The following is a 26,136-nucleotide window of genomic DNA, read 5'->3' as shown; positions in this document are numbered from 1 at the left end:
CTGACCGTCCGTGACACTCCATTCCTAATAGACTATACCCAGAATGTCCTCGATCTTCTTGATGTAATAAGTGCAATTTTCACGGAGCAGCTCTCCGTCGCTTCCATATCCATACTCGGCTCCAATAGAGTCAATCCCGTTGTTTTTGGCCCCGATCATATCGTGCTTTCGGTCGCCGATCATAACCACTTCGCTTTTAACAAGGTTTCTGTTCTGGAGGATGTATGTAATGATTTCGGTTTTGTCGGACAGCGTCCCATCCAGATGACTGCCAACGACCCATTCAAAGTAATGGTCTACTTCAAAATATTTCAGGATCTCATCCGCAAACACTTTCGGTTTAGAGGTGGCGACATACAGCGTAAATCCGTCGTCCCGCAGCTGCTTCAGCACGTTTTGCATCTCGGGATACAGCTCATTTTCAAACATTCCGCGCTCCCTAAAATACTCCCTATAATATTCAACGCCTTGCAGCGCCTGGTCCTCAGAAAAAGAATAGATTTCCATAAACGAGTTTTTCAACGGGGGACCGATAAACGGCTCCAGCTTATCTAAGTCATCCTCTCGGATCCCGAATTTGTTCAGTGCATATTGTACCGACTTGGTAATCCCTATCTTAGGGTCCGTAATCGTGCCGTCCAGATCAAATAAAAGATGTTTGTATCTCATGAGCTAATGTCGACCTGCTTTCTAATTGCTGGTTTTGCAATGGTGTATTCTTCATCTGAGCTATGAATGATTTTCATCAGACCACCCTTATTTGATTTCCATTGAAGTAATGCTTACAGAATATTTTCCAGTATCTTGGCAACTCCATCGTTATCATTCGTATCCGTGACCTCTTTTGCCAACGCCTTTAGTTCTTCCACTGCATTTCCCATTGCCACGGTCCAACCACACACTCTAAATAATCCAAGATCATTTCGATCGTCACCAAAGGCGATCACATTTTCGAGGGGGACATTCAAGCTTTTGCATAGTAGATCTACAGCCTTTTCCTTTGAGGCCATTTTAGATGTAATCTGAACAAGTTCTCCATGATCTGTAACGATCACATTCAATTGGGCTGCAAGCTTCTCATTAAATGAGCTGGTATCCATATTTCCGTAAAAGAGAATTTTTGTTGCATCCAGTTTTTTTAGTTCTTCCAACGATTTCGCGGTGGGATTTTCCTGAACCTTCATGTGAGCTGTATAATCATGCTCCTCAAGGCTCAGCCATTCATCCATGACTTCCAGACTTATTTTCAAATCCATGTCGCAGCTTAACCCATACTCCAAAACCTCAGCGGTCATTCGAGCTTCAATAGGTTCATGATGATGAATTCCTGTTTGTTCGCATTTAATATAGGCCCCGTTGTAAAAAATAGTTGAACCCATCCTCAGCAGTTCTTCTGGTAATAACCATCTCACAGCTCTTGGTGGCCGTGCGGTCGCAAAGATGATTTTCATTCCTTTTTCGTAACAATCCTGAATAGCCTTATAGTTCCGGTCAGTAATTTGTTTATCGGAGTTGAGGAGAGTTCCGTCTAAATCCAAAACAACTGCTGCAAAATTCATTGAAATTCTCCCTTCAATGAAATACAAATGAACATATGGTTTACCTGATGCCGATCCCATGATCTCGAACTTCCATTAAAGCTGTATCCAGTACTTGCAAATCCCTTTATTAATCCCCTCAAGAGTTCCGCTGTTACTTTCAATGACCTTCCTGGACTTTATATTTACTTCGTCACAGGTGAGTAGCAATTTTTCAATTCCAAAATCCTTTGCTTTCTTTAATAGCTCCGACAAGAAGAGCTTTCCGTAGCCCTTGCCACGTTCACTAGGCCGTACGATATAACCGATATGTCCGCCATATTCCGCCAAGCTTTCATTCAATCGATGTCTCAATTTTCCATAGGCAACGGGACGATCATTGATGCACATCCAATAAATCGTCTGTGGAACATAGTCCTCAGGCAAGTTAATCCCCGCTGAAATTTCAACCAACCTAGGTAAACTGGCTTTAAACTGATCGAAATCATGTTCCGGAAAATTGGTGGTAAACCCGTTCTCGCCTAGTCCAATTTCATGGATCATTTCAAAAATGTCCCTGTCATCGCTCTCTGATAAAGCTTTTAGTTCAATCTTCAATGACATCACCCCGCTCACCAATAAATACTTGTATAAAAAACAAGCCCTTACGTTGCCTTGAGCTTGTTTTCATTCCAATCATGTTCCTAAACTTGATGATCTGTTAAGTCTTTTATGAAATAGTAATGCTTACTTCCTAGAGGTGCGTTCTCGATCACAGCCATTTCTTTATATCCGTACTTCTTATAGAACTCGGGAGCTTGAAAGCTGAAGGTGTTCAATTTAATGAAAGTACACTGCTTTGACCGTGCAATTTCTTCCGCTTCCTCCAGTAACCTTTTCCCATGTCCACTTCCACGATGCTCATCATCCACCCATAAAATATCAATTTCCATCCAGTTCCAGCATATCACACTGTTTAGGCCGGCTATGATGCGGTCCCCTTGATCCTTTACGCAAAGGTTCACTTCTTCATAAACGCCATTGGGAACTTGCTTGGAGTTAAATTCAATCAATTTATTTCTTACGTAATTCGCTTCATCGGCTGTTCCTCTTCGTATTTTGGAGATTTCGGGCATTGTATCCTCCTATTGGGCTCGTATCGTATTACTCTTTCTCTTAGGAATGACCCGCTTTCATTCGCTCCATGATCGGATGGCCTTCTTTCAATTGAAGCAAGTCCCACAGGTTCCCATACAGGTCTTTAAAGACGGCGACCATTCCATAGGACTGCTCTTTCGGCTCCCTCACAAATTCGATCCCGTTGGCGATCATATCGTTGTAATCTCTCCAGAAATCATCCGTATTCAGAAATAAAAACACCCTTCCGCCGGACTGATTGCCAATGAATGGTTCCTGTTCGGGTTTCGATGCCCTTGCGAGCAGAATGGTCGTACCTGCCGAACCCGGAGGAGCAACGACGACCCAGCGCTTATCCTGTTCCGGCTGATACGTATCCTCGACTAACGTAAAATGAAGCTTTTTCGTATAAAAATCGATAGCCTCATCGTAATTCTTAACGACGAGCGCGATGTGCACGATGGACTGAATCATATCCTCTTCTCCTCCGATATCTTGTAACGTCCCATGAAACATTGAATTCATTTTATACGGATTCCTAAAATTTACAAGTTTTTTCCTTAAAACATCCCTATTTCTCCTGAACGCCTCTGTCTATTCGAACGACCACCTTGCCTATCGCTCGACCTTGGCCGAAATACTCAAAAGCCTTGGCCGCGTCTCCCAACGAATAAACCCGATCAATGACAGGTTTGACTTGACCCGTTTCCACCAAAGACCTCCAGATCAACTGGTCCTCATGGTTCGGCTTATGGATCAGCAATCCCAAGTTCTTTTTTTGAAGCCTGGCCGTCCATGGTGCAGTCAATAATGTCTGAAAAATACGCGGAAAGGGACCACCCACCATGACATAGGTGCCGCCCTGTTGGAGTGCGCGCTGGATCGCAAATACGGATCGGTTTCCGACCACATCGAGAATCAGATCATACCGCTTATCACCTGCAGTAAAATCTTCATTCATATAATCCACAACATGATCCGCCCCCACGGAAAGCAGCGTTTCCAGCTTCTCGGCCCGATCTACGCCGGTTACCACTGCCCCATGCAGCTTGGCGTATTGAATCCCGAACGTGCCTACACCGCCGCCGGCTCCATTGATGAGAACGTGACAGCCTTTCGATAGCTTTCCTTTATCGCGCAGTCCTTGCAAGGCCAGAACCGCTGCTTGAGGGATGGCTGCTGCCTGCTCGAAGCTTACCCCTTCCGGCTTCGGCGTCAGTGCTTTTTCGTCAGCGCAGACGTACTCTGCAAACCCTCCCCAGCCGCAGCCGGAAATATCCCCGAACACTTCGTCGCCGGGCCGAAACCGCTTGGCGGCCGCCCCCACAGCAATAACCCTTCCTGCAATGTCTGCACCTAAAATGCGGTAACGGGGTCTCCGCATCCCACCAATCCGGTTCACAAACGGTTTTCCGCGCAGGAGATCCCAGTCCCAGGAATTTACGGATGCGGCGTGGACCGCGATCAACACTTCATGTTCCTTGGGCTTAGGGATTTCCACCTCTTCGATCCGAAGAACATCCGGCTGTCCGTAAGTTTCATAGACAAGCGCCCTCATCGTACCTGTTCCTAAACTTGCTTGATGCTCTTTCGACTCGATCTCGGTCTTCATGGTCGACACCATCCTACCTTCAAATTAGGGTTAAATGCTAAGGCGAGCTAGGCAGCTCTTCGAAAGCAGAAGAGATCAGCTCTTTTTCAAAATACCTAAATATGCACTCCACGGCCCAACGTCAGCCCGGTATCTCTCCGCCATCACCCGAACCATTTGCGCCATGTGCGTAAAATCATGAACAACCCATGCAGAGAGAAGCTCCCTTAACTTCACAACGCCGAATTCCGGATGCAGACCGGTCTTTTCCAGATCGTGAGGATTGACGACCGCCCTCAGTTTGGATATGTTCGCCATTCTGATGGTATGGAACTCTGATAATGCCTCTTCAACGGTTCTCTCAGAGGTGTCTTTCAAGTGGGCATAGCGGTCGAAAACGGGAAAGGGATTGTTTTCCCCTTCCGCAAGAATGGATTCCATCCGCGGGATCCAGTTATGCTTCTCCGCTTCTACGAGGTGCTCAACGACTTCAAGCGGGTTCCAGGTTCCTTCCCCTTCATTGCTATGCAGCCATCCCTCAGATAGACCGGATAAGAAACGCTCCAAGGTTTGCGGCGTGCGCTCCAATATTTCGAGGGCTTCATTCAAATGGAAGTTCATATCAACACTCCTTTTGGCTATGTAAAAACTCATCTTCAAAAATGCTTCCACCAGATCCCCGCACATTCCGGAACCGTTGCCCACTGATTCTGAAGGATCCGATCCACAAGTTCTTGTCCGAAGAAAAACTCCGTATGATGAATGGCTTCTTCGATACTCCCAAAGTCATAATCGGTTCTGATCCATTGATGGTCAAATCCGTATTTGTCTTGAAGTAATGCATAATACGGCTGCAAAAATCCAGGAGGATGCGGCGTCTCATATCCCGTTCCCATCGTTTCAAAAATAATGATCGTTCCATTCGGCCTTAACACCCGCTGCAGCTCGGCCATGATTTGTTCCAGATTCTGTTCCCAGTGATTATCTGACGCATCGGCCAGGTAACAAATACTCCAGCCCGAAACAACCAGGTCAATGCTCTGATCAGGTATGGGCAGCTGCCTATGGTCCGACACCACGGTTTTCCAATTCAGCGGACTGTTCATCCCCTGCAGCTTGCTCTCCAAGATGTCCAGCATCGGACGGGAGATATCCGTGCAGATTAGAGATTTCGCCTCAGGCGCAATCACCGTCGATAATCGCCCCGCCCCTGCACCTAAATCCAGCACGTCCAAATTTTTGAAAACTCTGATTGTATTGATGATGTCATATAAATCAGGCTGACGGCTGACCATGGCGTCATACATGTTGGAGTGATTCGTATAGATAGGATCCTGGGTTGACATAGGAAAAGGCTCCTCAAAAGTAGTATTTTTGTGCAAATGACAGTGCGCGAATATCAATTACAATTCATCTCGTACTGTAGTAGTTTTCTGCCGTGTAGATCGAATAGTTCCAAAACTTCGTACCTTGACTAATGACAAACCGGTCGAACCATAATTCAAAATTCATATGTAAAGGCCTGCCCTCAGAGAATTGGCTAGTATGTCCTTTTACGAAGAGGTAATTCTTTTGTCCACGATTGAATAAATTCAGGTCAATAAAGATGTTATCTTGATAAAAATAACCGATCTTTAAATATCCCTCGCATGGTTCCTCATATGTGAATTGCAATATTTCCTCGAGACTGTACAAATAATTCTCCCCGCCGTAATTGGGGTCATCGAATAATCTACATCCATTAGCAATCTTTAAAAATGCCGCATAATCATCAGGTAATTGATAGCCTATACGATTCGAGAAAGCCGCCAGCTCGGCATCGGATACGGGTTCATAGTAAGTGCACGTCGCTTCAGTAATAAAACCCTCCTCGAGCTGAAGGGTAAGAACGTTATTGTTGGACTCTAACCTTTTCTTAAGTGAAGAAATCGTTCTCGCAATAATCGTAGACTCTTCCATCTCATCTCCTCCTACTAACCGTTAATTGCTGCGCCCCTTACTCATCCGGCTCCTCCCACTCCTCATCCAGCACCAATGCGCCACGTTCATTCCGTATGAATGCCGTCCCTGACGGCGAGTGAAGAAAAGGGATGATGTCTGGATCGTAATTACATATGGTATTCACCAGATAGATGGCATGGTTATCGGCATTGTCCATATATTCTTCGTCTTCGTCACCGGCCATGAACCGCCATCCGCTGTCCGGATATGGGCTACCCGAAACTTCTTCCCGATACATAAATCCGACCTTGCAGCCATCCACTGTGATTCGGTCGCTGGCAATACACCCTTCATTCGAGTCGATTAACTGCACGATCTGATCTGCTGACAAAAAGTACTTCTTTTTACTCTGATCTTTGAACATCTTAGTCACTCCAGTTGCTAAATCATGATTTCCAATCTCTAAAATACGCTAGTATTTGAAAAGATTGATGCATCGCTTTCGAATTGATCTTTTCAAAATAAATGGGCTTTAATACAGGGTCGAAGTACATCAAAACCAGGGTTAATCCAATGATGAAGACGGAACTTCCCCAAGCAAGCTGAGCCCTTCGTATCCAAAAAATATTACCGAAAATCCACACCAGAGCGAGGAACAAGCAGCTTCCAATGATGAGATAGGCAGGCACATAACCTTCCATACACCAATAAAAAAGGCTGTACCAGTACATCCACACGAGCAGCATCAGCATATTATATGGAACTAGCGCTAACCTCTTTATCATTTTTGCAATCACCCTTTTGCAAATCTTTCAGGCAAAGGCTATGCCTTCGGATAGTCACTCCATAATTCGATGATGTTCCCATCCGGATCATAAAATCCAAAAGACTTCCCCTGGTAATTCGAAATCCGTCTGACTTCAATCCCATGATCCATCAGCCACTGCCTGGCTTGATCAATATCGGGAACGACAAAACCATACGCAGCTTGCGGACCATTTGAATACGTCATCTGTGAGTTTACCGCTTCTTCACTTACGATCAGCATGATCCGAATTCCCGTTGTTGACCTCATTTCCACGTACAAAGGATCTTCAAACGCAGTTTCAAAATGAAGATATTGGGCATACCATTCTACGGAGCGTTCCAGATTCGTTACAGGGATATAAATGTATCCACTCAACAATTCCATTAAACAACGCCCTCCTCTCTTGAAATGGGTTAACTCCTTACAAAATCCTCTTTCAATTCGTCCTGTGGATCCCATATGGACCAAGCGGCCTCCAGCAGATTCCCCTCATGATCTCTAAAGTAAAAATATTTAGCTTCTCCAGCTCCGAGAGTCTGCAAATCTTCGACCATCAGCCCCTTGTCCTTCATGAATTGATGGGTGTACTCAATGTCCGGACAGTTTATCGCCATGATCGGAAAAGGCTTGCCGTTCCTCATAATTTCAAGCGGCTGCTTGTCTTCGGTTTCAATGAGCAGCAAAGCGATCGAATGTTGATGAGGATGGTGCAGCACGGCAATATAAGACCCACGGTCCTGAAACTTATTCATTAACTTGAAATCCAAGTTTTCCGTGTACCACGCAATAGATTCATCAATACGGGTTGTCGGAACATATACGTAGCCAATACGGGAGAAAGCAAACGTTGGACTCATTGGATACACTCCTTCGTTTGGATGGTTTCTAGTCTCTATTTGGGTTTGAAGAATAATCAAAAAAGTGATTAAGAATCCCGAGGGCCTTTATTTCATAATCCGTATTCCCTTCAGAATACTTATCCCTCACCTGTATAAAAATCCCCGCGTGCATAATATATCTGGACTTCCATTCAACCGCGGCTTCTTGTCTCTTGCACCCAGTGTCCGATCCGGTATTCACGCATACGACGCCTTGTTCCGAGGAAAGCCATTTCGTGTAATCTTCCTCATTTGGACAGGTCATCACTAAAACTAGCAATACAGCTCCAACCAGGCCAAGGGCCCACTTCATTACATTTTTCATCGGTTCTCCTTAGAATTTAAAACAGTTCTATTCACTAGTTACATTCATTTGAAATTCGCCTTTCTTTATACCACTTTCGAAGCTGATTGATATGCGCCTGATGATAGCGGTTATGGTCCGCCATATGCCATATCCCCCAGCGTATCGTTGCCTGCTTCTCATTTTCATGTCCAAAAGTGACGGTTTTCTCAAGATCTGCATCGGTTAGCTGCGTACACACCTCTTCCAGCATGCCTAATACGCCGTCATATTGAGTCATAAGTGTATTCAAAGATACTCCTTGAACCATCGGTAACCTGCCATGCTCATCGATCATGGGGCCATACTGCTTTTGAAGTGACTGTGGAAGTGGGAGCCCCTTTATTCTGTAAACCCAGTTCAGATCCACGTACATGAGGTGTCTGATTAACTGAGCTGTGCTGTTAAAGTTGTTATCGGGCCCCTTGTAATCCACCTCTTCTTGCGGCATACCGTTTGTGATAGATTGTAGTCGTTGAAAATTCTCTTTTACCGCGGAATATAAGATTCCCACCATTGGAGCCATGTTGGCCCCACCTTTTAAGTCGTAGAGCATCCTGGCTCCTCCTTGACGATATTGCCTTCTTCGAGCCCGTTGATGACATCCCTTACTTCCCACAGGTCCCTACAGATAAAGTCTGGCTCATTACCATCTGGTTTCTTCTTATTTAGGCGATTTAACCATACGGTTCTAATGCCCACATTGCTGGCTCCACCAACATCGCTTGTAAAAGAATCTCCAATATGTATAACTTCATCTGCGGATAGGTTATGTCTCTTTAATGCTTCTAGAAACATTTCAGGCCTTGGCTTATAGGATTTCACGTCTTCACTTGTAATGATGTCATTTACCTCGATGCCATGATATTGGGTAGCAGCCAGTACATCAGATGAATCAATGTTCGATAAGATTAAGACGGGGTAATTTTTGAATTCATTCAGAAAAGGAAGGGTATCCTCGTATATAGTAGGCTGTCTCCAGTGGTCAAATTGACTTTGGATGATCGAATGCGCATCGCATTTCGCCTTGTATTTAGTAATCGTGTTGGTTAATGAAAGAAGCCCAAGTTCTCGTTGGGATCGAAAGGTTTCTCCATAACTGTTTTGAAACATTGTAGAAAACTCTTTCCACCAGTACCTTCCGATATCGCTGATTTCACAACCTTCACTAGCATTCTCTTTAATTTCTTGACAGATGTTTGGAATAATATCGTCATCCTCATGAACCAACGTTCCATAAAAATCAAGAAAGATTGCCTTTATTTTCATTACCTCAGTCCCTTCGCATAATCTCTCTATTCTTTAAACGATTCCTTCCTCTTCCGCTCTTCTTTATGAAATAACCCAGCCATAGAACACTCTTATTCTAGGCTGGGTCGTTTGTTGTCTGAAGCTTTTTCCATGATTATACATGCAGATGACCAATAGGAGAAAGCCCCCTGGCGACTGAAATCTCTTCAACCTATTATTCTTGTCTTGCATTTCTCATACGGATCATGGAAAAGTTGACGGTGGACTTCAATATTTGTTCTCGCATGGGCTGTAACGATGGAGTGATCCTTAGCTCTACACCCTCATTCAGAATCGCAGTTATCAAATCGTCGATTCTCTCTACTTCCATTGGTATAACCGGACGTCTTGATACATAGTATCCCGCATTCTCTTCTTCCAACTCGAAATCAGCCGCATTAAAAGTGTAACGATATATAGAACCCTTTTTTACCCGTTCATACCACCCGGTCTCAATGGCTATCATCCGGCTTGTTTTCGACATCCCAAAAAAACGTTCATTATCCATATCACTTGTATCATCCTTTGGCCAAATGCAGACTCTGGGGCATGCTCGTGGAAAATAATAATGCGGCGCATGGTACTCATCGATCGTCCAGACTTTTGCATCGGTTTGATCGTATATGGTCCGAGGTTCAAAGACTTGGATGCCAGGTTCTTCGCTAAAATGAAACAGCTTCATATGTATTCCCCCTTCAATGCGCTACTTCCAAGAACCCCCTTACCTCCTGTAACACGTGTTCCCAATCAAATTCCGTATTATTTTACAAGTGATTGTCTTAACGTGAGCATCCAGCGGCTCCTTAATATATCGAGCGGTAGAGGATTTACCCGATCCGGGTATACCTTCCACCAAAATTAATTTTGTTTGGGTCAATATGTTGTCTCCTTTTTGCTGGTGTTTTTTGTAGTTGGGGTCCTCGAATCTGTCATTTCCCGCTCCAATGTTACTCTTAATTCTTGAGCTTCCTCATCATCCTTATTTAAAATCATATATTTGTCCAAATACAATAATGCCTGGTTATAATCCTTTGTCGATACATAGATCTGAGTAATATTCCAGTAAGCATCACTTTCATTCGGATCAAGCGCAATGACCTTCTGAAAATACCCGATTGCCTCAACATATTTACCTTGGCGAGAGATTACAATTCCTTGATTTAGCAAGGTTTCCGGTTGATTCGCATCGATATCTAAGGATTTGTTATATGCTACCTCTGCTTTGAATAGGTCGTCGCATTTTTCATAGTAAATCCCAAGATAGTAATAAACATCTTCATGTTCAGGATTTATTTTTACGGCATCATCTAAGCACTTCTTTGCTTCAATTAGGTTTCCCTGCTTTATGAAAACTCTGCTCTTATTCATGTAAGGTCTTTCCCAATGTGGGGCTCTGCGTATCACTTCATCAAACCTACCTAATGCTTGCTCAAAGTTCCCCAATTGCAATTCACAGCAGCCCAGGTAGTTGATGCTTGAGTTCAATTCAAGCTGTTTATCGATACACTCTCTAAAAATATCAGCTGCCTCTTGATATCTACCTTCAAAATATAATTGATCACCAATATCGTATAGGGACATTTAAGGATTGATCCCTCCAAATTTTATATCAAGTGCTGATTTAGCTCCTCATATTCTCTTTTCAAAATACTCATATAAATGGTATCCGAGTAACGTCCATCCCTTCTTCAAGACAAATGCTTCCGATACCCCTCGACCTTCTCATCTTTAAATCCTAATTTCTCATAAAAGGCATGGGCTTCCTTTCTCTGTCCGCCAGAGACAAAAATAACATAATTACAGTCTCTCTCCCGCGCTATGGCTTCAATGTTCATCATGAGCTGCTTCCCTATGCCAAGCCTGCGAAAACGATCTGAAACGACAACGTTCTCAATCACCATGAAGGGTCTGCACTCTCCGACAAGATCCTGGCAGACAATTCCCATAACGGACCCTGCCAGTACTCCATCCTTAAAAGCCCCCAGGACATGGTAGTTACCGCTGGCTTGCATGACTTCATATACCTCTACTATTTTTTCGTAATTGGTAGGCTGATGATCCATGAGCTCCTCGTACAGACGGCATAGGTCATTCAGATCTCCTTTGGTGACTTCTCTTATAGTAATCATTGAACAGTATCTCCTTGCTTTCAAAAGTAAAATGCCACTACTCATTTACTGTCTGGTTCTATAATACGTCCTATCACAAATTGCTTGTTGGAATCCTTGGCATTGAACATCGGTGTGGTTTGGCCAGGATGAACTTCGATCACTCCGTCCGGTTGCAGCACCTCATGATTAAATTCTAGATAGCCTCCGATGACCTTTCCTTCGGATTCTAAAATATAGGCTACAATCTGATTATATAGATCCGTTTTTTCCTTAAGGACATAACCTGTCTCTACAACCTCCTTGTTAAAAAACGGTGCCAAATCAATGTTCCCTTCCATTCGGATAGTATCGACATGATCCTTATAACTCTGCAAAGTTTTTGCTTCATATTTTGTTTCCGATGCAAAGCGCTCCGCCTGCCAGCCAAATTTTTGCAAATAGTCTGTGTGCATTGGCTTATAAAACGGCATATATTCTTTCTTTTCTTCTTTGCACCCTGTAAGTACGAGGACAATCAGTATCAGTAAAATAACGATTTTGGATCGCAATGATGACCTGCCCCCTTACATTTGGTTTCCCACATATATATTGATAATACCGCATATATAACACAACATTCACCTAAATTTTCCCATTATTCTTCACCTGATCCAAAAACTCCTGTACCTCTTTCCTCGACTTTAATATGACGACTTGTTTTCGACCCTTTACCTGTTCGAGCGCTTCCATGACCTTGGATCTGCTTCTTTTCTTATAATTCCAGACCCAAATAAAAAAAGCCCAATCCAGTTTTTCGGGGCATTCCTCGTTGAGATCGGGTCGTGTTTTTCCATGATATCTGATTCGTCTTTTCATGATCCTATAAATGCATAAGAGTCTGGGCATATCTAAAAAAATGACGGCATCCGCTTCATTCAATCGAATACCCAAGGTTCTGGTGTAATTTCCATCGATAATCCATTGGTCTTCGCATACAGCCTCCTTCACAAATTCATCCCATTCGTCATTTACGGTTGGAGTCCAGTTTGGTTTCCAATAAAATCGGTCCAGATGAACAACAGGCAATGATAGAATCTCGCCTAACTTTTGAGATAAGGTAGATTTACCGGAACCGGCTGAGCCGATGATCGCGATTCGATTCGTCAAGGGTTATCCTCCTTTCTATTGAAGAACATCCTAGGATGTCAGCATCCTCATAGAGATTCCAACTCAGCTTTTATCCTTATAAATGCCCTATGTAACCTCCCTTTTGTTGCCATAAACAAATCATTGTTTTTATCGATGACTTCTTCCTTACCAAAGACACGATCCTCAATGTAAGTAGTATACCGGATTTCAATTTGTACAGCTTCTGTATGTGAAAGCGATCCATAATGAGATACGATATAACCGCCTGAAAGTCCCTCGGCATCTACTTCAACCTTGAACCCTTCTTCTCGAAATGCTTTAACTAGAACATTTAGGAATTCCTCTGAACACGTCTGGCCACCTCGGGTTCCAAGAACAATATCCGCTGAAGACTGGATGTAGAAGCTATGCAGGTCAAACAAATATACCTTTCGATGATTTGATGCTATCTGCCTTATTTCTTCCGCAAGACAGTGATGATATGGCAGGTACATCGTTTCAATTCGATTTTTGATTATTGCCTCATCTGGTGATGTATCATAAATTTGTTCTCCAAAAGTAGTCTTATGATAAATTAACGAGTTTCTGTAATTATCTTTATTATCTCTGAATGACATATCCCGGTTTACGTCGATAACATACCGACTATAGTTCGCAGATATAACTGTGAAATCAATACTGTCTAAGAAATCGTATAATTCGTGAACATACCAATCATTGTTAGCTAAAATTACTCCAGGAACTAATCTAGACTTCATTTCATCGGTTAATAATGAGGAGCCGTGTGGAATACTTGTAATAAACGGGGATTTTGATGTACTTCTTTGGATATGGAAAGGGTCTATTTTCTTTCACCTCCAATGATTAAAGTCGAATTCATCATTTCTTTAATTACTTCAACTCTTTATAGATTTAGTTCTTCAATGGCCTCTTCTAAAAATTCAATTTCTTCTTCTAATCCTTCAATGATTGTATTCATTTTATTTCTATACTTTTGTTTAAGTTCAGGAGTTATTTGGTCTTTAACTTGCTCTAACAATAAAAAAGAATTCCTGCTCACTTCGAAATTCCCGGAAATAACAAACTCCAAAAGAATGTCGATATGCTTTGAATAATTCAAGGGCTCCAGCGCATATAGGAGTGATCCTCTGTACCCTAATGTTTTGGGATCTTTGAGTAATTCGATAATTGGCACTACTGCTTCTTGGCACTCCATATCGGATAATGCAATCGCAGTTTGGTTTCTTATGAGGTGGTTTTCTGTCGTGGTCAGAAGTTCTAATAAAAGAGGGGCAACTGCTGTATCTTTAGTTCCCCCTACTTCTTCAATGAAATGAAGTGCTTCATCTATTTTATTACGCAGAATGAGTTGATTTATTCTGTTTAAATTCAATTCAAATCAATCCTTTAATGTATGGGTAGCGAAATGATTGCAGCTAATACTCCTGCATCTATAATATGACCCGACTTCTGGATCATTCTAATCCAAGGCCGGGTCGTGTGTAGTCTAAATATACATTTAATATAAGTTCTCTGATTCTCTCTGAGGTGATGCCCATGGAGGTCAAAGACGCACTTTCCTTAATGTTCATGTTTGGCATGTTCATTTTGGCGCTTCTCACCTACATGAAAAAGAAATAGACCGCCCTGCCTAAGGAAACGGTCTATTTCGACCACCACTTAGCGGCCGACTGCTCTTTATGCAGTTATTGTGCACTGGAGTCGTGTTCCCGCACGACTCCTTACTTATTCTTACCTTAGTATAGCTCATTATATAACGCTTTTACAGAGGTATTTCTTTACTAAACCGCATATGAAAACTTACTTCTTCTCAAACGACTCCAATAACTCCCCCGCAAAATGGTAAAATGCCATCGCATCCTCCCCGTTGGCAAAACCGGCCTGCGCCATTTTGTCGCTGCCTCCGCCTTTACCGCGATAATCGGCCAGATGCTGCTTAAATAGCGCGCCGCAGGCGAGTTCGCTATCCCCTCCTCGGGCGAGAAGCACCTTATGGTCCGCCCCCGATACGAAAAGCACGATCACATCCGCTTGCTCGGTAAGTTTGGCCGCCAGGTTCTGCATATCTTTCAGCGGCTTGTCCGCAAATGCATGCTTAATCAGGCTGCCCTGACGGTCGGCTAGCAGCTTCTCAGCCAGGTAAGCGTCATTCTCAGCTTTTACCGCGGTTAATTCAGCCTGGAGCTGCTTCTGTTCCTGATCCCATTTTGTAATCCGGTCCATAATTTCTTCCTTGGCGGTATTGAACCGGGTCGACAAGCTGCCGAGAATCTCCATGCCGGCATTAAATTCTCTGAGCGCCCGATAGCCGCATTTAAAATAAACACGCGTATGTCCCTTCTGCTTCTCCGCTCTCAACAGTTTGATCATCCCGATTTCACCTGTTGCAGAGACATGCGTACCGCCGCAGGCGTTATACTCGATGCCTTCAATCTCAACGATCCGGATATCCTCGGTCACCTTCGGCTGCTTCACCAGAGGCAGGGCCGCTGCCTGCTCCTGACTCACAAAATAACTCGTTACTTTTCGGTTCAAGTAAACCTGATCATTCACTTCCAGCTCCAGCATCATCAGCCCGTGCGGAGGCAGATCGGACCGTGCGATATCAATGGTGGCGTAATCCTCACCTAGGTGGAAGCTGAGCGTCTCCGCTTTACACACCTCCAGACACATCGCCGACAGTAAGTGCTGGCCGCTGTGATGCTGCATATGGTCGAACCTTCTGTCCCAATCCAATCGGCAGCGGACGTCTTCTTTTTCAGGAAAACGCTCGACTTTATGCAGGATTTCTCTTTCCTCCAGAAAGACATCTAGCACCGGGATCGCATTAATCCATCCCAGGTCACAGGGCTGCCCACCACCGTGCGGATAAAAGGCTGTCTCCTCCAGTACCACATAGGTTCCGTCTTCCCGCTCCACTTTGCGCGTGATACGCGTCTCCCATTCCCGGGTATATGCAGATTCGTAATATAGCTTTTTCGTCATGTTCGTATCCTCACTGTCCTGTCATGGTTAAATTCACTTTAAATCCAGCTTACTATAAAACGGTCCCCCTGCGCCAAATCCTTCTGAAAAAGAAAAAACCGCCTGCAGCATCCCAACAGTACGGTCTTCATGATATGTTAGAACATTTTTGCACGATCGGTTATGTCGCAACCCCATGCTGTATGCCTCCACTGCTTTCCAAAAAATCAGACCGCTCCACACCATACAAATCATAGCGCTGCTGCGAGCGATTAATCGATTGATAGACCTGCTCGTACCGCTCATTGGCTAATTTGACGTATGGCAGCTTTTCCACGGCTCTCTTCGACCGGATGTTCTGGGTGCGGATCTTCAAAAAGATCGTCTCAATATCCTGTCTAAGAAACAATTCAGCCAAAAATGCTTCCTTTGCGCGTTGGTTATACCCTTTTCCAAAATAAGGGACCCCAATCCAAGTCGCCAGGAAGCCTGTTCGATGATGGATATGATATAGATCGATGGTGCCGATGGGTTGACCGATGTCGTCAAGAATCGTTCTGGAGATGCACGTCCCCTGCTCTTCATCAACGATCAACTGCTTGGTGATGAATAAGTATTCCTCATACGATTGGCATGGATAACGGACATAGGGAAAAACGGCCGGATCCGTCATCAGGTTGTACAGTACATGGCATTCGTGCAAGTCACGTTGTTTTAACATGTCATCGCCACCCTAGTCCTTGTAATTAGCTATACTCAGATTTAAGTATATAAAAGGACTTGGAGGATTGGATGAATGCTGCATTTTCCAGATGTAAAATCCGTCTTAAAAACTGAATCTCGCTATGGCCTGCGCAGCGGATTTTACCGATCGTTTAATCCCTTGCCATCGAGGATTTGCTGCGTACATTTTTCGACCCTGGACTCCCGGGTTTTGGATTGCTTGGGCGCCGAAAAATAATACACGTACGCTCTTTGCCGCCCCGGCGTCAGTGCTTCAAAAGCAGCTTTCAAGGCAGGGTTCTCATCTAGTTTATTTTGAAACTCTTCGGGAATATCGAGGTGTGTCTCTTTGATGATATCTTCTTTCACACCGGATTGTTCGACTTCAATGGCTTCCGCAATATAAGCTCTCAAGATGGGTTCCAGCTCGACGATTTCTTGGGTATCATTAAACCGGACCTGACGCCCTACTTTCGTATTTTCACCGGTTTTAACCAGAATGCCACGGGGATCTTGTAGCATGTAGCCTTTAAAAAACAGAAGCGCCAAGTAGGCTTTAAATCCTTGGATGATCACGATATTTCGCCCCTGTGACGTGTAACAAGGTTTGCCCCACTTTAATTCTTCGGTAAGCCCACAATCAAGCAAGATCTCTCTCAATTTCTCCGTTTCTTCAAGCCACATCGTGGCTCTGCCTACATATGCATCTACTTTGGGATTCATTTTATTTTCCATGGTTATGCTCGTTCCTTTTCTCGCAGCGGTTTTGGTATATATCCATTATTTGTTTACAGAAATCTGGTGTCTGATACGGGGTTTTATCCTCTGAAAATAAACAAAAAATCCGCAATCTTCATTGCAGACGTAGTAGTTCGAGTTTGTCCAGATCTATATTGAATTTGCCATTTATTAAGATATCCAATCCTAGTAATCCGTTAATCGTATGATATCTGAATGAAGTAAAGTCCAATTGGATATTCCTTAAGGTGTATTCTCCCACCTGGAACGCTTCAATTTTCTTGGTGAATGCATGTTCTTTTCCGCCGATTCCATAACTAGTTATTATATCATCTTCTAGGGTGACCCGAATACCGATATCATCTACTTCATCCTGTGAAATCAAGGTGTGGCTTGCTCCTGTGTCTATAACTATATTATTTATAGTTTTCTTTTGTCCCTTGAAATGCACAGTCACCTCTGTAAATAATAACCCATCTCTATATTCAATTTTCATTTAAGGTATCTCCTCAGGCCAACGTTCTTCCGAATTTTCACAATAACCTGATCCTTTGATGTGTGATAAACCAAGGTTTTTCCTTTACTATTTAATAATTCCTCTGTCGCTTCTTCATCTCTAATAGGCCCAATTACAGCCACATCATCAATAATTTCTTGGCAATCTTTCTCTTCGGAATGAAGAATTTCAAACTTTACAAATTGGTTTGGGAAGATTTGCTGTACTTCTTGCCACTTCACGTTAGATCCCTCCAAACGTTTTAAATATATTGTATCATCTATTAATAAGCCTTAAACAGAATTGTTATCCGGTGCTGAGATTTTTTCAAAAAGTGTCCCCCCATCGTTTCGATTAGCATACCAATCCTTTTCAGTTATCAGTAAACCAGTGACATTCGTTTGATCTGTAATAAATCTTACAGTTACGCTGATATCATCCAGGTAAAATTGATCAGTGTCTTTCGGCCTCAACCTTTTGTTTCCAAAGATCCACAGTTCATCGTTGATGAGTTCTACGGATATCTTGAGATCCATTCCCTGATGATGATATAAGCCTGAGTATTTCCTGAGCAATGAGGTTTCAAGAACGGGATCGGGAACATATTTCAAATCGAAATTTTCAAGCACTTGTTTTTGATACGTCCCGTAATCTGCGGACGAGTTCTCGATGATCTCAACTGGGATGTTCAATTCCCGAACAATCTCATTGGTAATTTCGGCATATTCCAAAAAGAACGAGATGTGCGACTCGGGACCTTGCTCTTGCCGGTTTCTAAAATAGGGCTCGTCTTTATATTCCTTATGTTTTCGCAGCAAATACTCTCTACCGCCGCGCTGCTCGATCATTTTGTTAATGGCTGCCAATGCATCCTTCTGGTAAAAGTAGATCAAATTACAATTTTCCTTACTCAACCGATCACTCACTTTATGTACCAATGACTTAATAAGCTCTCTTTCCGCTTCTTTATGGAGCAAATGAACCATCGGGCTCTGCAAAAATGCGGATTCCATCACAACCACTTCTTCTTTAGGAAAATGATCCAGAAACTTAGACCATCGATCATAATAAGCTTCAAGGAACAATGTGTTATCTTCGTGACCGTTAAACTCGATAATCGGGTGATCATAAGTGGTTTCAAGATATAATCCGCAAGGGATCCTATTTCGTTCAAATTGATTGGCCAAAAATCGGGCAAATGTGGATTTGCCTGAACCAGGAATGCCTTCAATGAGTATAAGATTCTTCTTCATGGAATCATCCTTTAAAATGGATTATGAACGGGGCACACCAAGGGGCCGTCAGTCGGCCCCCCAGTGATGATGCTGTTCAAAATCAAGATCATGGCTTTACTGTAATGCCCAATTTTTTAAAATACGGCTGCAGCTGCTCTGTCACCCGATCTATATTCGCTTCATCTTCCTCTGAAATTCGTTCTAGATGGACGCTCCCATCTGGATCAAGCGTCTTGGCGTCGTACGCCTTCAATTCATTAATCAATGTTTGGAACTCAGCGAATTCTTCTTTGCTGAATGCCTGTTTGGCTTGATTTACGATTCCTCCCCAGAAAGCAGCGTTATCTGCCATTTTAACTTCCCTTTTTGGAGATGATTGAATTTCGTTTAATTTACTAAAGATAGGCTCAAGTTCAGATATTAAGCTATTATAATGTTTTTGTTCGTCTGCGCTCAATCGATCAGGATGAATGTCCCCATGGGCATCGGCAATCTTCATATTAATGGTTCCCAACTCTTTAAGTAAAGACATCCATTTTGTAAATTCCTCTTCACTGAGGTTTTGTTTGGCGCTCTGCAGCTTTGCCTCTAGCTCTTCATACTGATTTTGACCCACCCCATACTTGGCGATATTCTCCTGTGAACCATAGATGGAATCCGCTAGGTAATTGTACCCGGCATATGCGCCTGTCGGGATTAACAAGGCCGCGGCCAAAATACCTGCAGCAACCCATTTCTTCATTGGCCGTCCAGGTTGATGAGTTACGACCCGGCTCAGTATTTTTCCCTTAAGATTAGCGGGTACGCTCCAATCTTTGGTTTCTTCCTTAAAGGCAGTTTTTAATCTTTCATCAAGACTCATTTAGTTTCTCCACCCTTCCCCTTGCCAAAATGTTCATATTCTGTTTTTTACGAATCTTTTGCAGAGCAGCATGGATCCTTGATTTTACGGTACCAAGAGGTATCTCTAGGATAGATGCAATCTCTTCTTGTGTGTAATCGTTTAAATAGTGCAGGATAATTACGATCTTTAGCTTAAAAGGAAGCCGATCTACGCATGCAAGCAGCGAACGGTTCGATACCTTGTTCACCACTTCATTGGAGAAATCGTAGACCACCGCTTGTTCAATCTGTTCCACTCTTTTGATGACTCTTACATGTGTCCAACGCTTTCTTCGATGTGCTTGAATTTGCCGCATCACGATTCCCATTAACCAAGGCCGAAAAGGCCTGTTTGCATCAAACTTTTCGAGAGAGCGATATACCTGAATATAAATCTCCTGAATAACATCCTCGGCATCAGACTGTTCTTTTACCAGAAAATAAACGGTTTTGTAAATGTCCTTGATGGTTGCTTCATATAACTCACCAAACGCATCACGGCTTCCCGCTAGTGTAAGTTCAACGAGCTTCGCATATTCAGTTGGATGATTCATTTGCCACCTCCCTTTATGCCTACACTATTTATTGGTAAAAACGAATGATATCGTTCGAATTATTTTCTAAATGATTCTGTGTAAGGGTCAAAGAAATGGTAAAAGCCCTCCGGATAACAATCGAAGGACTTTTTTGGGGATTGTCTTGAAACTCAATTTAGAGGAGATTTGTTTTTCATTAACTCGACTATCTCAGATAGCCTTTTCGCTCCCAATACTCAATGGCGAACGTTTCCGCCTCGTAGGGAGCTCTCCCTTTAAGCAAGCTCCGATTGAGCGAAAGCAGCGTTCTCTCTGCCATACGAAAGAGCCAGCAGGCGGTCTTCAGCTTGTCCGGATCCCAGAGAGGAAAAGCCTTATGTTCATACCCATTTTCAGCCTGGTAAAGGATATGGACGTATTCCGTTCCATCCGCATCTTTTTCAAGTACAAAATGGTAGATATCCATCTCCTCTCCTTTTTCTCTTGCGACAAGAAAGCAGGGCGACTTTTCCTCTCCATCGCGCACCACGCCAGGCTGCCGAAACGCAGTGTATACGCTGCCGCTCCAGAATCCGCTTTTATCATCGTCATAAAAGTCATCATACGGTTCAGCAAGAGGCAAAGAAAGGAGCGCTCTGATTCGTTCCGGACGGATGAATCGGCGATAGTATTCGAACACGGACACTTGCGTCAGCAATGTGCGCCAACCGTTTTGCAGAAGAAGATGGATATCGTTCGGAGAATGAGCGCCCAGCGCGTGCCATTCGGTGTCTTCCCCTTCAATGTATCGCCACCTGATGTTCAGGCTCAAATCTTGGTTATTCGAACGCCGGACCCATCTGCTTAGTCGTCGATCCTCCTGCTCAGTCTCTTTTATATCGATGATGACGGCCAAAGGATCTTGCTGCAATTAGACCGCCCGATATGGCAATGGCGCCTGCGAACGAATAACACGATAAAAATCGTCCTGCAACTCATATTTCAGGTTTCCGTTTGCGTTAGCTTCGGACGGCATCAAGATCGAGTCTGTCAGCCGACACAGGTTCACTATGCTGATTTCAGCATTTTCAAACAGGAAAGGGATGTCGATTTCGCTTGCGGCAGTGACTTTATCTGGCACAATGACCGAACGTCCGCTTTCGAAATGTTCCAGCATTCTCTCCCTGTACAGCATGACTTCTTCATCGGTCTGGATCAGGCATTCCTGCATAAACACCTCTTGAAGCAAGTCTTCGTCAAGGTCATACCCGTTCCCGAATTCGTCCCACTCGTTGATTCGAAGCTTAAAATTCTTCTCCCCATGAATCGATACATGATACTCTTCGGTATCCATGAAAAGAAGGGCAGCAGCATTTCCTGCTACCGTCAAATCGCCGTGATTATAATCCCCCCAAAACAACTCGGACACCTGCAGGTCACCTGTCACATAAATCTCCTGGCCACCAACCACCATATTTCGCGCTTGGAGATCGCCCAATACGGTCAGTCCCGTCGCACCGTCGGTGTCTTCATTATAAATATAGGAATCAACGACGAGATTGCCGTCCACCAGTACGATAAAGACAGATTCCTCACCGAAGGGCTTATCCAGATTCAAGCTATCGAGCCGAGTATCTCCCTCGAGCAATATGACGGATTCGTTTTCGAATTCGCCGTTGTTTCGTTCATTGCGAACATAAGCCCAACTGTCCACTGGCAGCAAATGTTTGATTTGTGAAAAAGGCAAGATTCTATAGTTCATGATTCTACTCCCTAACGGATTAAGTTTTTGATTTCAACAGCATAGGAAGATCATATGTTCCATAGCCCAAGCAAGGATCGGCGTCAGTCGGGCTGCAGCGCGAATACCATGTTATCTGATGTATGACCTTTTCTGAATTGCTCACGAAAATACCAATCATGCATCTTTTCTTTATCTGTCATTTGATCCATGTCCTTGTCCAATTCTATCAATATATCGTGCGTCCATTTGTCATTTTCATAAAAACAACGGTGTTCATAGCAGTTTGCGTCGTCTATAAAACGATGTATGCTTTTCGGAATGATATCTGCGATCCCGTTATTCTCCGGGTGCATAATCCAGTCCAAGCTCTTCCAGTCCAGGATTCCTTCTGGTGTCTTTATGGGAGTCTCATAGATGAAATCGGACGGTAACTCAGCGAAATAAGCATACATCCCGCCGGTTAACTTACCATCTACAATCCAAGTTACAATACCCTTAAAATCAATGGAATCCAGGGCAATCCCTGTTTCTTCCTCGATCTCTCTCAGCGCAGACTCTCTTGGCGATTCGTTTTCTTCGATTTTTCCGCCCACGCCATTCCACCTTCCCATCCAACTCGGCTTTTCCCGGTTAAGGAGCAGGATTTGATCGTTTTGTTTAAGGAAGCAAATGTTGTATTTAAACATGGATAACCGCCTTTCAGATAACGTATAAAGAGAATTCACAAACCAGAGCTTAAGCATGCAAATTGAAACGACTTATGTCTTGAAGTTGCCATTTTCGTTTACCTTTCAATCCAACTAGCTGTTCCTAAAATTAATCCACACTTTGATACATTTTTTATATAAGTAATAAAAACCAAGTGCAGCAACACTTGGTCAGTACAATTTCGGCCTCAACCTTTGGGTGGTTTTTTACTTTCTCTTGTTGTTATCATTGATGTATGTCTTCTGCTAACTTACTTGATAATCTTTCTTAAGCAATGCAAATATGGCAGTATCAACAAACTGATTTCTCCAATAAAAATGTTCCTTCAATATCCCTTCTTCGCTAAACCCGGCTTTCTCAAGTACCTTCCTTGAAATCACATTCCCCGGTTCAACGAATGCTTCGATCCGGTTTAATCCAAAATCGCGGAACCCGAATTCAATTACCTTCTGAATGGCCTCGGTCATAAAGCCCTTACCCCAGTAATCTGGTGTCAGTTCATATCCAATTTCGGCTTTAAAATGATGTTTCATCCAACCATGATACCCACATGTGCCAATGACACGGCTTTCAGATTTTAAAGTAATCCCCCAGCGAATGCCTAGATTTTTCTCAAATCTTTGCTGCCACCGATCAATTAATTCCTCAGCTTGTTGTACATTCGTAAAGCTCTCCACATCATAAAATTTTGTTACTTCATCCAATGAGAAATAATGAAAAAGGTCGCCTGAATCCTCTGGTGTAATCTGTCTTAGAACCAATCTTTCTGTTTCTAATATGGGAAATGGGGTCATCCCGTCTTCTCCCTTCGTGTTGAGTAACGTAACTTATCCCCCGAACGCAATTCTATACCCATCAATGTCTTGAACCGTGAATTCACTAAAAAAATCATTCAAATCCGGACCTTGCACAATGGGGATTTCTTTATCCTTAATCTCTTCTAGCAATTGTCGAACATTTGTATAACAAAAGGCGTCAAAATAGAGTCCTCCCTTAACTGAAGAAGAGGGTCTTACATCTTCCGGATTGGCTGCTTGATGAAGAATAAAGGTTACTTTATCTCTTGTCATATGTACATGTTGGACAACCGGACCACCAACGAGTTCATAACTGAAACCGAGTTTCTTGTAAAAATCGATTGATTTTTCAATATCTCTGACAAGTAAGACCATGGTTGGTCCGGAAAGTGCAGCCTGATTCATCTTCGAATACCTCCACTTATACATTGGGATTGTTAATATCGAATAATCCTCTGCCAATCAAGTTTGCTGTAACAGGCTTCTTTCCGATCTCTCTTGCCCATACTGACAACTGACCGATGTGGTGGAATTCGTGGGCGATCAGATGCCGCATAACCTCGCCGTATGTATGGGCTTCTCGCTCCCCTTCGTCCGTAATATCGATCATAATGCGGTCTTCCAGGCTGTCGTTCCAATCATAGACAAATGGAGCAAGCTCCTCGTGGCAGCGTGCAGAAAAATCTTTGATCTGCTGCACACTGGCCACTTTCTCAAACGGAGGGATTTCAACTGCTTTTTCCTGGATTCCGCCGCATATCCAGCCATACTCGACCGCCACAATGTGATGCAGCGTGGGAAGGAAGTAGCCTAACCCGCCGGTGCGTTTTTTCAGCAGCTCTTCTTCACTCACCGTATCGCACCAGTCTAACCAATCTTTGCGAACCTGCCAGTTATACTCGAATAATTTCAGCATGCTGTGGCCTCCTTATTTGGTTGGTATCCCTACAAGTTATCAAATTCTTTTGTAATCCATCCTTAGACAATATTTTTCCTGATTATACCATCAAAACTCCTCTCTTATTCCAATAAAATGATTCTCTTTATAGGTTGGCGAGGAATTCCATATTTGTGACGGGATGCGCTTGTAGAGAGCAGAAAGTTTCCGCATTAATGCTAATGGTCTCACGACTTAAGAAGTGAATTCGGGTCGCTGCGGACCTAGAGAAAGGGGATCGGGGCTAAGCTGACGAAAAATGAAAAAAAGGGGGAACCGAGTTCTCCCTGTAGGATGTGTGACTATCTCCTGCTCGAATTAAAATTCGCAAGGGCTTTTAGTTCATTATGATTTAACAGTAAATGTAAACTGATAAACACTTGATATCTCTCCACCAAGTTTTTTATAAAATTCAACCGCGTGTTGATCAATAGCATCTGCTTGAACAAAAATTTCATGGATTTGCTTTGATTTACAATACTCGACTAATTCCTTGACCAGGCGGCTTCCTATTCCCTTACGTTGGTCATTTGCTCCTACCGCTATGTCATATAAATACAAACTGGAACCCATTCGATCATACATGGGCAGTTCATATCCGGTTAATCCGCCAATAACCTCATTACCTTTTATTCCAACGATACAAATAAATAAAGGATTTGATAAAAGCTCCGCAATATTAACACGATTGACGAAGTCGGTATTAGGTGATTCAAACTCCTCATTGAACAGCAATACTAAATCAAAAAATATCGATTCATCCCCTACTTGTAGCTTCCTATATGTAACATTTTTATCCATGTTAACCTCCAACTCATTGAGTTATCTTAATGGATATTTCAGTTCGATGTCTTGCCCTGTTAATTCATTAATAAATATATAGTTATGATCAGCACCTATAATGCAAAGAATTTTCTTACCTTGACTAGAATTGACGGTATTTCTTACACGCTCTATCATGATTTGATTCCGGATCTTCCATCGAAAATTAAACGATCTTGGGTTCAATTGTTCTAGCCACTCATATTTTGCTCTTGTGATGTTATCAAACTCTATTTAATTAAAAGGGATCCTTCCAAACGAATGCGTTGCCATTTGTTTGTCAAACCACTCATCATCCATTCGCATGATGTTCTCCCTTACTCCCTCAGGAAGCTCGGCAAAGGGATCAAAGTTATTCCATACATCAAGTTCAAACCAATCGATTGGAACGAACTTGATCTTGTTATTTTCGCATAAAGGAAAGATCAGCTCCCAGTACTCACTTGCCGGCTCCCCCCAATATCCCCTCTCGCGCTTATTTTTACAATATTTATCCCAAGCATTAGGATGAACTTCGCCACAAATGATATCTGGATTGAACTCTTCAATAATTTCTTTATACAGATCGAGCGAACAGTTATATTTCTGTCTTAGCTCTTCATTATGTATTGTTCCTAGAACACCAACAACAGTCAGTGTATTCACCTCATTTCATTGTTTTTCAAGAAACTCACGTTTACTAAACTCGGCGCTCCCCTGGTGCAGCTCACCCTGACCCAGTCAGCCCACGAGTTCTTTCGCTTCCTTCGAGTTTAGGTGATTCGCCATGCCTCACCATATAAATATAGGTTTTCATAAACACTCCCCTGA

39 protein-coding genes are annotated in these 26,136 nt (G+C 43.1%); 1 reads left to right on the top strand and 38 read right to left on the bottom strand.

Features of this window, described 5'->3' with window-relative positions; translation table 11 throughout:
- Positions 1-24: 24 nt before the first annotated feature.
- The 22 genes from ABID47_RS30295 to ABID47_RS30190 form a co-directional block, all read right to left on the bottom strand.
- Positions 25-669, bottom strand: a complete 645-nt coding sequence (locus ABID47_RS30295; protein ID WP_354502527.1) for an HAD family hydrolase — start codon at positions 667-669, stop codon at positions 25-27.
- A gap of 113 nt (positions 670-782) precedes the next feature.
- Positions 783-1,559 carry an HAD family hydrolase gene (locus ABID47_RS30290; protein WP_354502525.1) on the bottom strand — a complete coding sequence of 259 codons (777 nt, stop codon included), beginning with the start codon at positions 1,557-1,559 and terminating at the stop codon, positions 783-785.
- A gap of 75 nt (positions 1,560-1,634) precedes the next feature.
- A complete protein-coding gene (locus ABID47_RS30285; RefSeq protein WP_354502523.1) occupies positions 1,635-2,141 on the bottom strand; it encodes a GNAT family N-acetyltransferase in 507 nt (168 codons plus the stop codon).
- A gap of 80 nt (positions 2,142-2,221) precedes the next feature.
- Positions 2,222-2,653, bottom strand: coding sequence for a GNAT family N-acetyltransferase (locus tag ABID47_RS30280; protein ID WP_354502521.1), 432 nt, complete (start codon positions 2,651-2,653; stop codon positions 2,222-2,224).
- Positions 2,654-2,693: 40 nt separating this feature from the next.
- Positions 2,694-3,128 carry a VOC family protein gene (locus ABID47_RS30275; RefSeq protein ID WP_354502519.1) on the bottom strand — a complete coding sequence of 145 codons (435 nt, stop codon included), beginning with the start codon at positions 3,126-3,128 and terminating at the stop codon, positions 2,694-2,696.
- Positions 3,129-3,225: 97 nt separating this feature from the next.
- The gene (locus ABID47_RS30270; RefSeq protein ID WP_354502517.1) at positions 3,226-4,266 is read right to left on the bottom strand and encodes an NAD(P)-dependent alcohol dehydrogenase; all 1,041 of its coding nucleotides are present in this window, start codon (positions 4,264-4,266) and stop codon (positions 3,226-3,228) included.
- A gap of 75 nt (positions 4,267-4,341) precedes the next feature.
- A complete protein-coding gene (locus ABID47_RS30265; RefSeq protein WP_354502766.1) occupies positions 4,342-4,866 on the bottom strand; it encodes a DinB family protein in 525 nt (174 codons plus the stop codon).
- 35 nt (positions 4,867-4,901) lie between these two features.
- Positions 4,902-5,591, bottom strand: coding sequence for a class I SAM-dependent methyltransferase (locus ABID47_RS30260; protein ID WP_354502515.1), 690 nt, complete (start codon positions 5,589-5,591; stop codon positions 4,902-4,904).
- 64 nt (positions 5,592-5,655) lie between these two features.
- Positions 5,656-6,204, bottom strand: a complete 549-nt coding sequence (locus ABID47_RS30255; RefSeq protein WP_354502513.1) for an SMI1/KNR4 family protein — start codon at positions 6,202-6,204, stop codon at positions 5,656-5,658.
- A 37-nt stretch (positions 6,205-6,241) separates the two neighbouring features.
- Positions 6,242-6,610, bottom strand: coding sequence for a DUF2185 domain-containing protein (locus ABID47_RS30250; protein WP_354502512.1), 369 nt, complete (start codon positions 6,608-6,610; stop codon positions 6,242-6,244).
- A gap of 399 nt (positions 6,611-7,009) precedes the next feature.
- A complete protein-coding gene (locus ABID47_RS30245) occupies positions 7,010-7,378 on the bottom strand; it encodes a VOC family protein (protein WP_354502510.1) in 369 nt (122 codons plus the stop codon).
- Positions 7,379-7,407: 29 nt separating this feature from the next.
- Positions 7,408-7,851, bottom strand: a complete 444-nt coding sequence (locus ABID47_RS30240) for a VOC family protein (RefSeq protein WP_192716353.1) — start codon at positions 7,849-7,851, stop codon at positions 7,408-7,410.
- 28 nt (positions 7,852-7,879) lie between these two features.
- Positions 7,880-8,197 (bottom strand): hypothetical protein, encoded by a 318-nt coding sequence (locus tag ABID47_RS30235; protein WP_354502508.1) that lies wholly within the window; start codon positions 8,195-8,197, stop codon positions 7,880-7,882.
- 34 nt (positions 8,198-8,231) lie between these two features.
- On the bottom strand, positions 8,232-8,771 hold the full coding sequence (locus tag ABID47_RS30230; RefSeq protein WP_354502506.1) for a DinB family protein: 540 nt from the start codon (positions 8,769-8,771) through the stop codon (positions 8,232-8,234).
- Positions 8,756-9,484: an HAD family hydrolase gene (locus ABID47_RS30225; RefSeq protein WP_354502504.1), complete on the bottom strand. Its 729-nt coding sequence runs from the start codon at positions 9,482-9,484 to the stop codon at positions 8,756-8,758. Before ABID47_RS30225 ends, ABID47_RS30230 begins: the two co-directional genes overlap by 16 nt.
- Before the next feature lie 196 nt (positions 9,485-9,680).
- A complete protein-coding gene (locus tag ABID47_RS30220) occupies positions 9,681-10,187 on the bottom strand; it encodes a DUF6886 family protein (protein ID WP_354502502.1) in 507 nt (168 codons plus the stop codon).
- A 191-nt stretch (positions 10,188-10,378) separates the two neighbouring features.
- Entirely contained in the window at positions 10,379-11,086 is a 708-nt protein-coding gene (locus ABID47_RS30215; RefSeq protein WP_354502500.1) for a tetratricopeptide repeat protein, read from the bottom strand.
- Positions 11,087-11,193: 107 nt separating this feature from the next.
- Positions 11,194-11,634, bottom strand: coding sequence for a GNAT family N-acetyltransferase (locus tag ABID47_RS30210; RefSeq protein ID WP_354502499.1), 441 nt, complete (start codon positions 11,632-11,634; stop codon positions 11,194-11,196).
- Between the two features lie 41 nt (positions 11,635-11,675).
- Positions 11,676-12,164 (bottom strand): DUF4830 domain-containing protein, encoded by a 489-nt coding sequence (locus ABID47_RS30205; protein ID WP_354502497.1) that lies wholly within the window; start codon positions 12,162-12,164, stop codon positions 11,676-11,678.
- A gap of 73 nt (positions 12,165-12,237) precedes the next feature.
- Positions 12,238-12,762: a DNA topology modulation protein gene (locus ABID47_RS30200; protein WP_354502495.1), complete on the bottom strand. Its 525-nt coding sequence runs from the start codon at positions 12,760-12,762 to the stop codon at positions 12,238-12,240.
- Between the two features lie 47 nt (positions 12,763-12,809).
- Entirely contained in the window at positions 12,810-13,544 is a 735-nt protein-coding gene (locus tag ABID47_RS30195; protein ID WP_354502764.1) for an N-formylglutamate amidohydrolase, read from the bottom strand.
- 104 nt (positions 13,545-13,648) lie between these two features.
- The gene (locus tag ABID47_RS30190) at positions 13,649-14,137 is read right to left on the bottom strand and encodes a HEAT repeat domain-containing protein (protein WP_354502493.1); all 489 of its coding nucleotides are present in this window, start codon (positions 14,135-14,137) and stop codon (positions 13,649-13,651) included.
- Positions 14,138-14,301: 164 nt separating this feature from the next.
- On the opposite strand from ABID47_RS30190, the gene ABID47_RS30185 reads away from it, so the two are divergent.
- On the top strand, positions 14,302-14,385 hold the full coding sequence (locus ABID47_RS30185; protein WP_220687457.1) for a putative holin-like toxin: 84 nt from the start codon (positions 14,302-14,304) through the stop codon (positions 14,383-14,385).
- Between the two features lie 180 nt (positions 14,386-14,565).
- On the opposite strand, the gene ABID47_RS30180 is transcribed toward ABID47_RS30185, so the two are convergent.
- The 16 genes from ABID47_RS30180 to ABID47_RS30105 all read right to left on the bottom strand — a co-directional run bounded on the left by ABID47_RS30180 (position 14,566) and on the right by ABID47_RS30105 (position 25,971).
- Positions 14,566-15,750, bottom strand: a complete 1,185-nt coding sequence (locus ABID47_RS30180; RefSeq protein ID WP_354502491.1) for an alanyl-tRNA editing protein — start codon at positions 15,748-15,750, stop codon at positions 14,566-14,568.
- Between the two features lie 160 nt (positions 15,751-15,910).
- A complete protein-coding gene (locus ABID47_RS30175; RefSeq protein ID WP_354502490.1) occupies positions 15,911-16,450 on the bottom strand; it encodes a GNAT family N-acetyltransferase in 540 nt (179 codons plus the stop codon).
- Between the two features lie 143 nt (positions 16,451-16,593).
- A complete protein-coding gene (locus ABID47_RS30170; RefSeq protein ID WP_354502488.1) occupies positions 16,594-17,187 on the bottom strand; it encodes a YdeI/OmpD-associated family protein in 594 nt (197 codons plus the stop codon).
- Between the two features lie 118 nt (positions 17,188-17,305).
- On the bottom strand, positions 17,306-17,686 hold the full coding sequence (locus tag ABID47_RS30165) for a retropepsin-like aspartic protease (protein ID WP_354502486.1): 381 nt from the start codon (positions 17,684-17,686) through the stop codon (positions 17,306-17,308).
- Positions 17,683-17,928 carry a hypothetical protein gene (locus ABID47_RS30160; RefSeq protein ID WP_076173370.1) on the bottom strand — a complete coding sequence of 82 codons (246 nt, stop codon included), beginning with the start codon at positions 17,926-17,928 and terminating at the stop codon, positions 17,683-17,685. Before ABID47_RS30160 ends, ABID47_RS30165 begins: the two co-directional genes overlap by 4 nt.
- Before the next feature lie 51 nt (positions 17,929-17,979).
- The gene (locus tag ABID47_RS30155; protein WP_354502484.1) at positions 17,980-18,939 is read right to left on the bottom strand and encodes a P-loop NTPase family protein; all 960 of its coding nucleotides are present in this window, start codon (positions 18,937-18,939) and stop codon (positions 17,980-17,982) included.
- An 88-nt stretch (positions 18,940-19,027) separates the two neighbouring features.
- Positions 19,028-19,783, bottom strand: coding sequence for a DUF3600 domain-containing protein (locus ABID47_RS30150; protein WP_354502482.1), 756 nt, complete (start codon positions 19,781-19,783; stop codon positions 19,028-19,030).
- A complete protein-coding gene (locus ABID47_RS30145; RefSeq protein ID WP_354502481.1) occupies positions 19,773-20,357 on the bottom strand; it encodes a sigma-70 family RNA polymerase sigma factor in 585 nt (194 codons plus the stop codon). The genes ABID47_RS30150 and ABID47_RS30145 overlap by 11 nt, the downstream gene beginning before the upstream one ends.
- A 187-nt stretch (positions 20,358-20,544) precedes the next feature.
- A complete protein-coding gene (locus ABID47_RS30140; RefSeq protein ID WP_354502479.1) occupies positions 20,545-21,249 on the bottom strand; it encodes a hypothetical protein in 705 nt (234 codons plus the stop codon).
- A complete protein-coding gene (locus tag ABID47_RS30135; RefSeq protein ID WP_354502477.1) occupies positions 21,250-22,080 on the bottom strand; it encodes a hypothetical protein in 831 nt (276 codons plus the stop codon).
- An 83-nt stretch (positions 22,081-22,163) separates the two neighbouring features.
- Positions 22,164-22,748, bottom strand: a complete 585-nt coding sequence (locus ABID47_RS30130) for an NUDIX hydrolase (protein WP_354502475.1) — start codon at positions 22,746-22,748, stop codon at positions 22,164-22,166.
- A 267-nt stretch (positions 22,749-23,015) separates the two neighbouring features.
- Entirely contained in the window at positions 23,016-23,564 is a 549-nt protein-coding gene (locus ABID47_RS30125) for a GNAT family N-acetyltransferase (RefSeq protein ID WP_354502473.1), read from the bottom strand.
- 33 nt (positions 23,565-23,597) lie between these two features.
- Positions 23,598-23,972 (bottom strand): VOC family protein, encoded by a 375-nt coding sequence (locus ABID47_RS30120; RefSeq protein ID WP_354502471.1) that lies wholly within the window; start codon positions 23,970-23,972, stop codon positions 23,598-23,600.
- A gap of 16 nt (positions 23,973-23,988) precedes the next feature.
- Positions 23,989-24,483 (bottom strand): DinB family protein, encoded by a 495-nt coding sequence (locus ABID47_RS30115; protein WP_354502469.1) that lies wholly within the window; start codon positions 24,481-24,483, stop codon positions 23,989-23,991.
- 366 nt (positions 24,484-24,849) lie between these two features.
- Positions 24,850-25,305 (bottom strand): GNAT family N-acetyltransferase, encoded by a 456-nt coding sequence (locus ABID47_RS30110; protein WP_354502467.1) that lies wholly within the window; start codon positions 25,303-25,305, stop codon positions 24,850-24,852.
- Positions 25,306-25,560: 255 nt separating this feature from the next.
- On the bottom strand, positions 25,561-25,971 hold the full coding sequence (locus ABID47_RS30105) for a hypothetical protein (RefSeq protein WP_354502465.1): 411 nt from the start codon (positions 25,969-25,971) through the stop codon (positions 25,561-25,563).
- Positions 25,972-26,136 lie beyond the last annotated feature (165 nt).

Source organism: Paenibacillus favisporus (genome assembly GCF_040545415.1).
GTDB classification, from domain to species: domain Bacteria; phylum Bacillota; class Bacilli; order Paenibacillales; family Paenibacillaceae; genus Paenibacillus_AQ; species Paenibacillus_AQ favisporus.
Note: the sequence above shows the minus strand (reverse complement) of the source record. Positions and strands in the feature narration are given on the sequence as shown.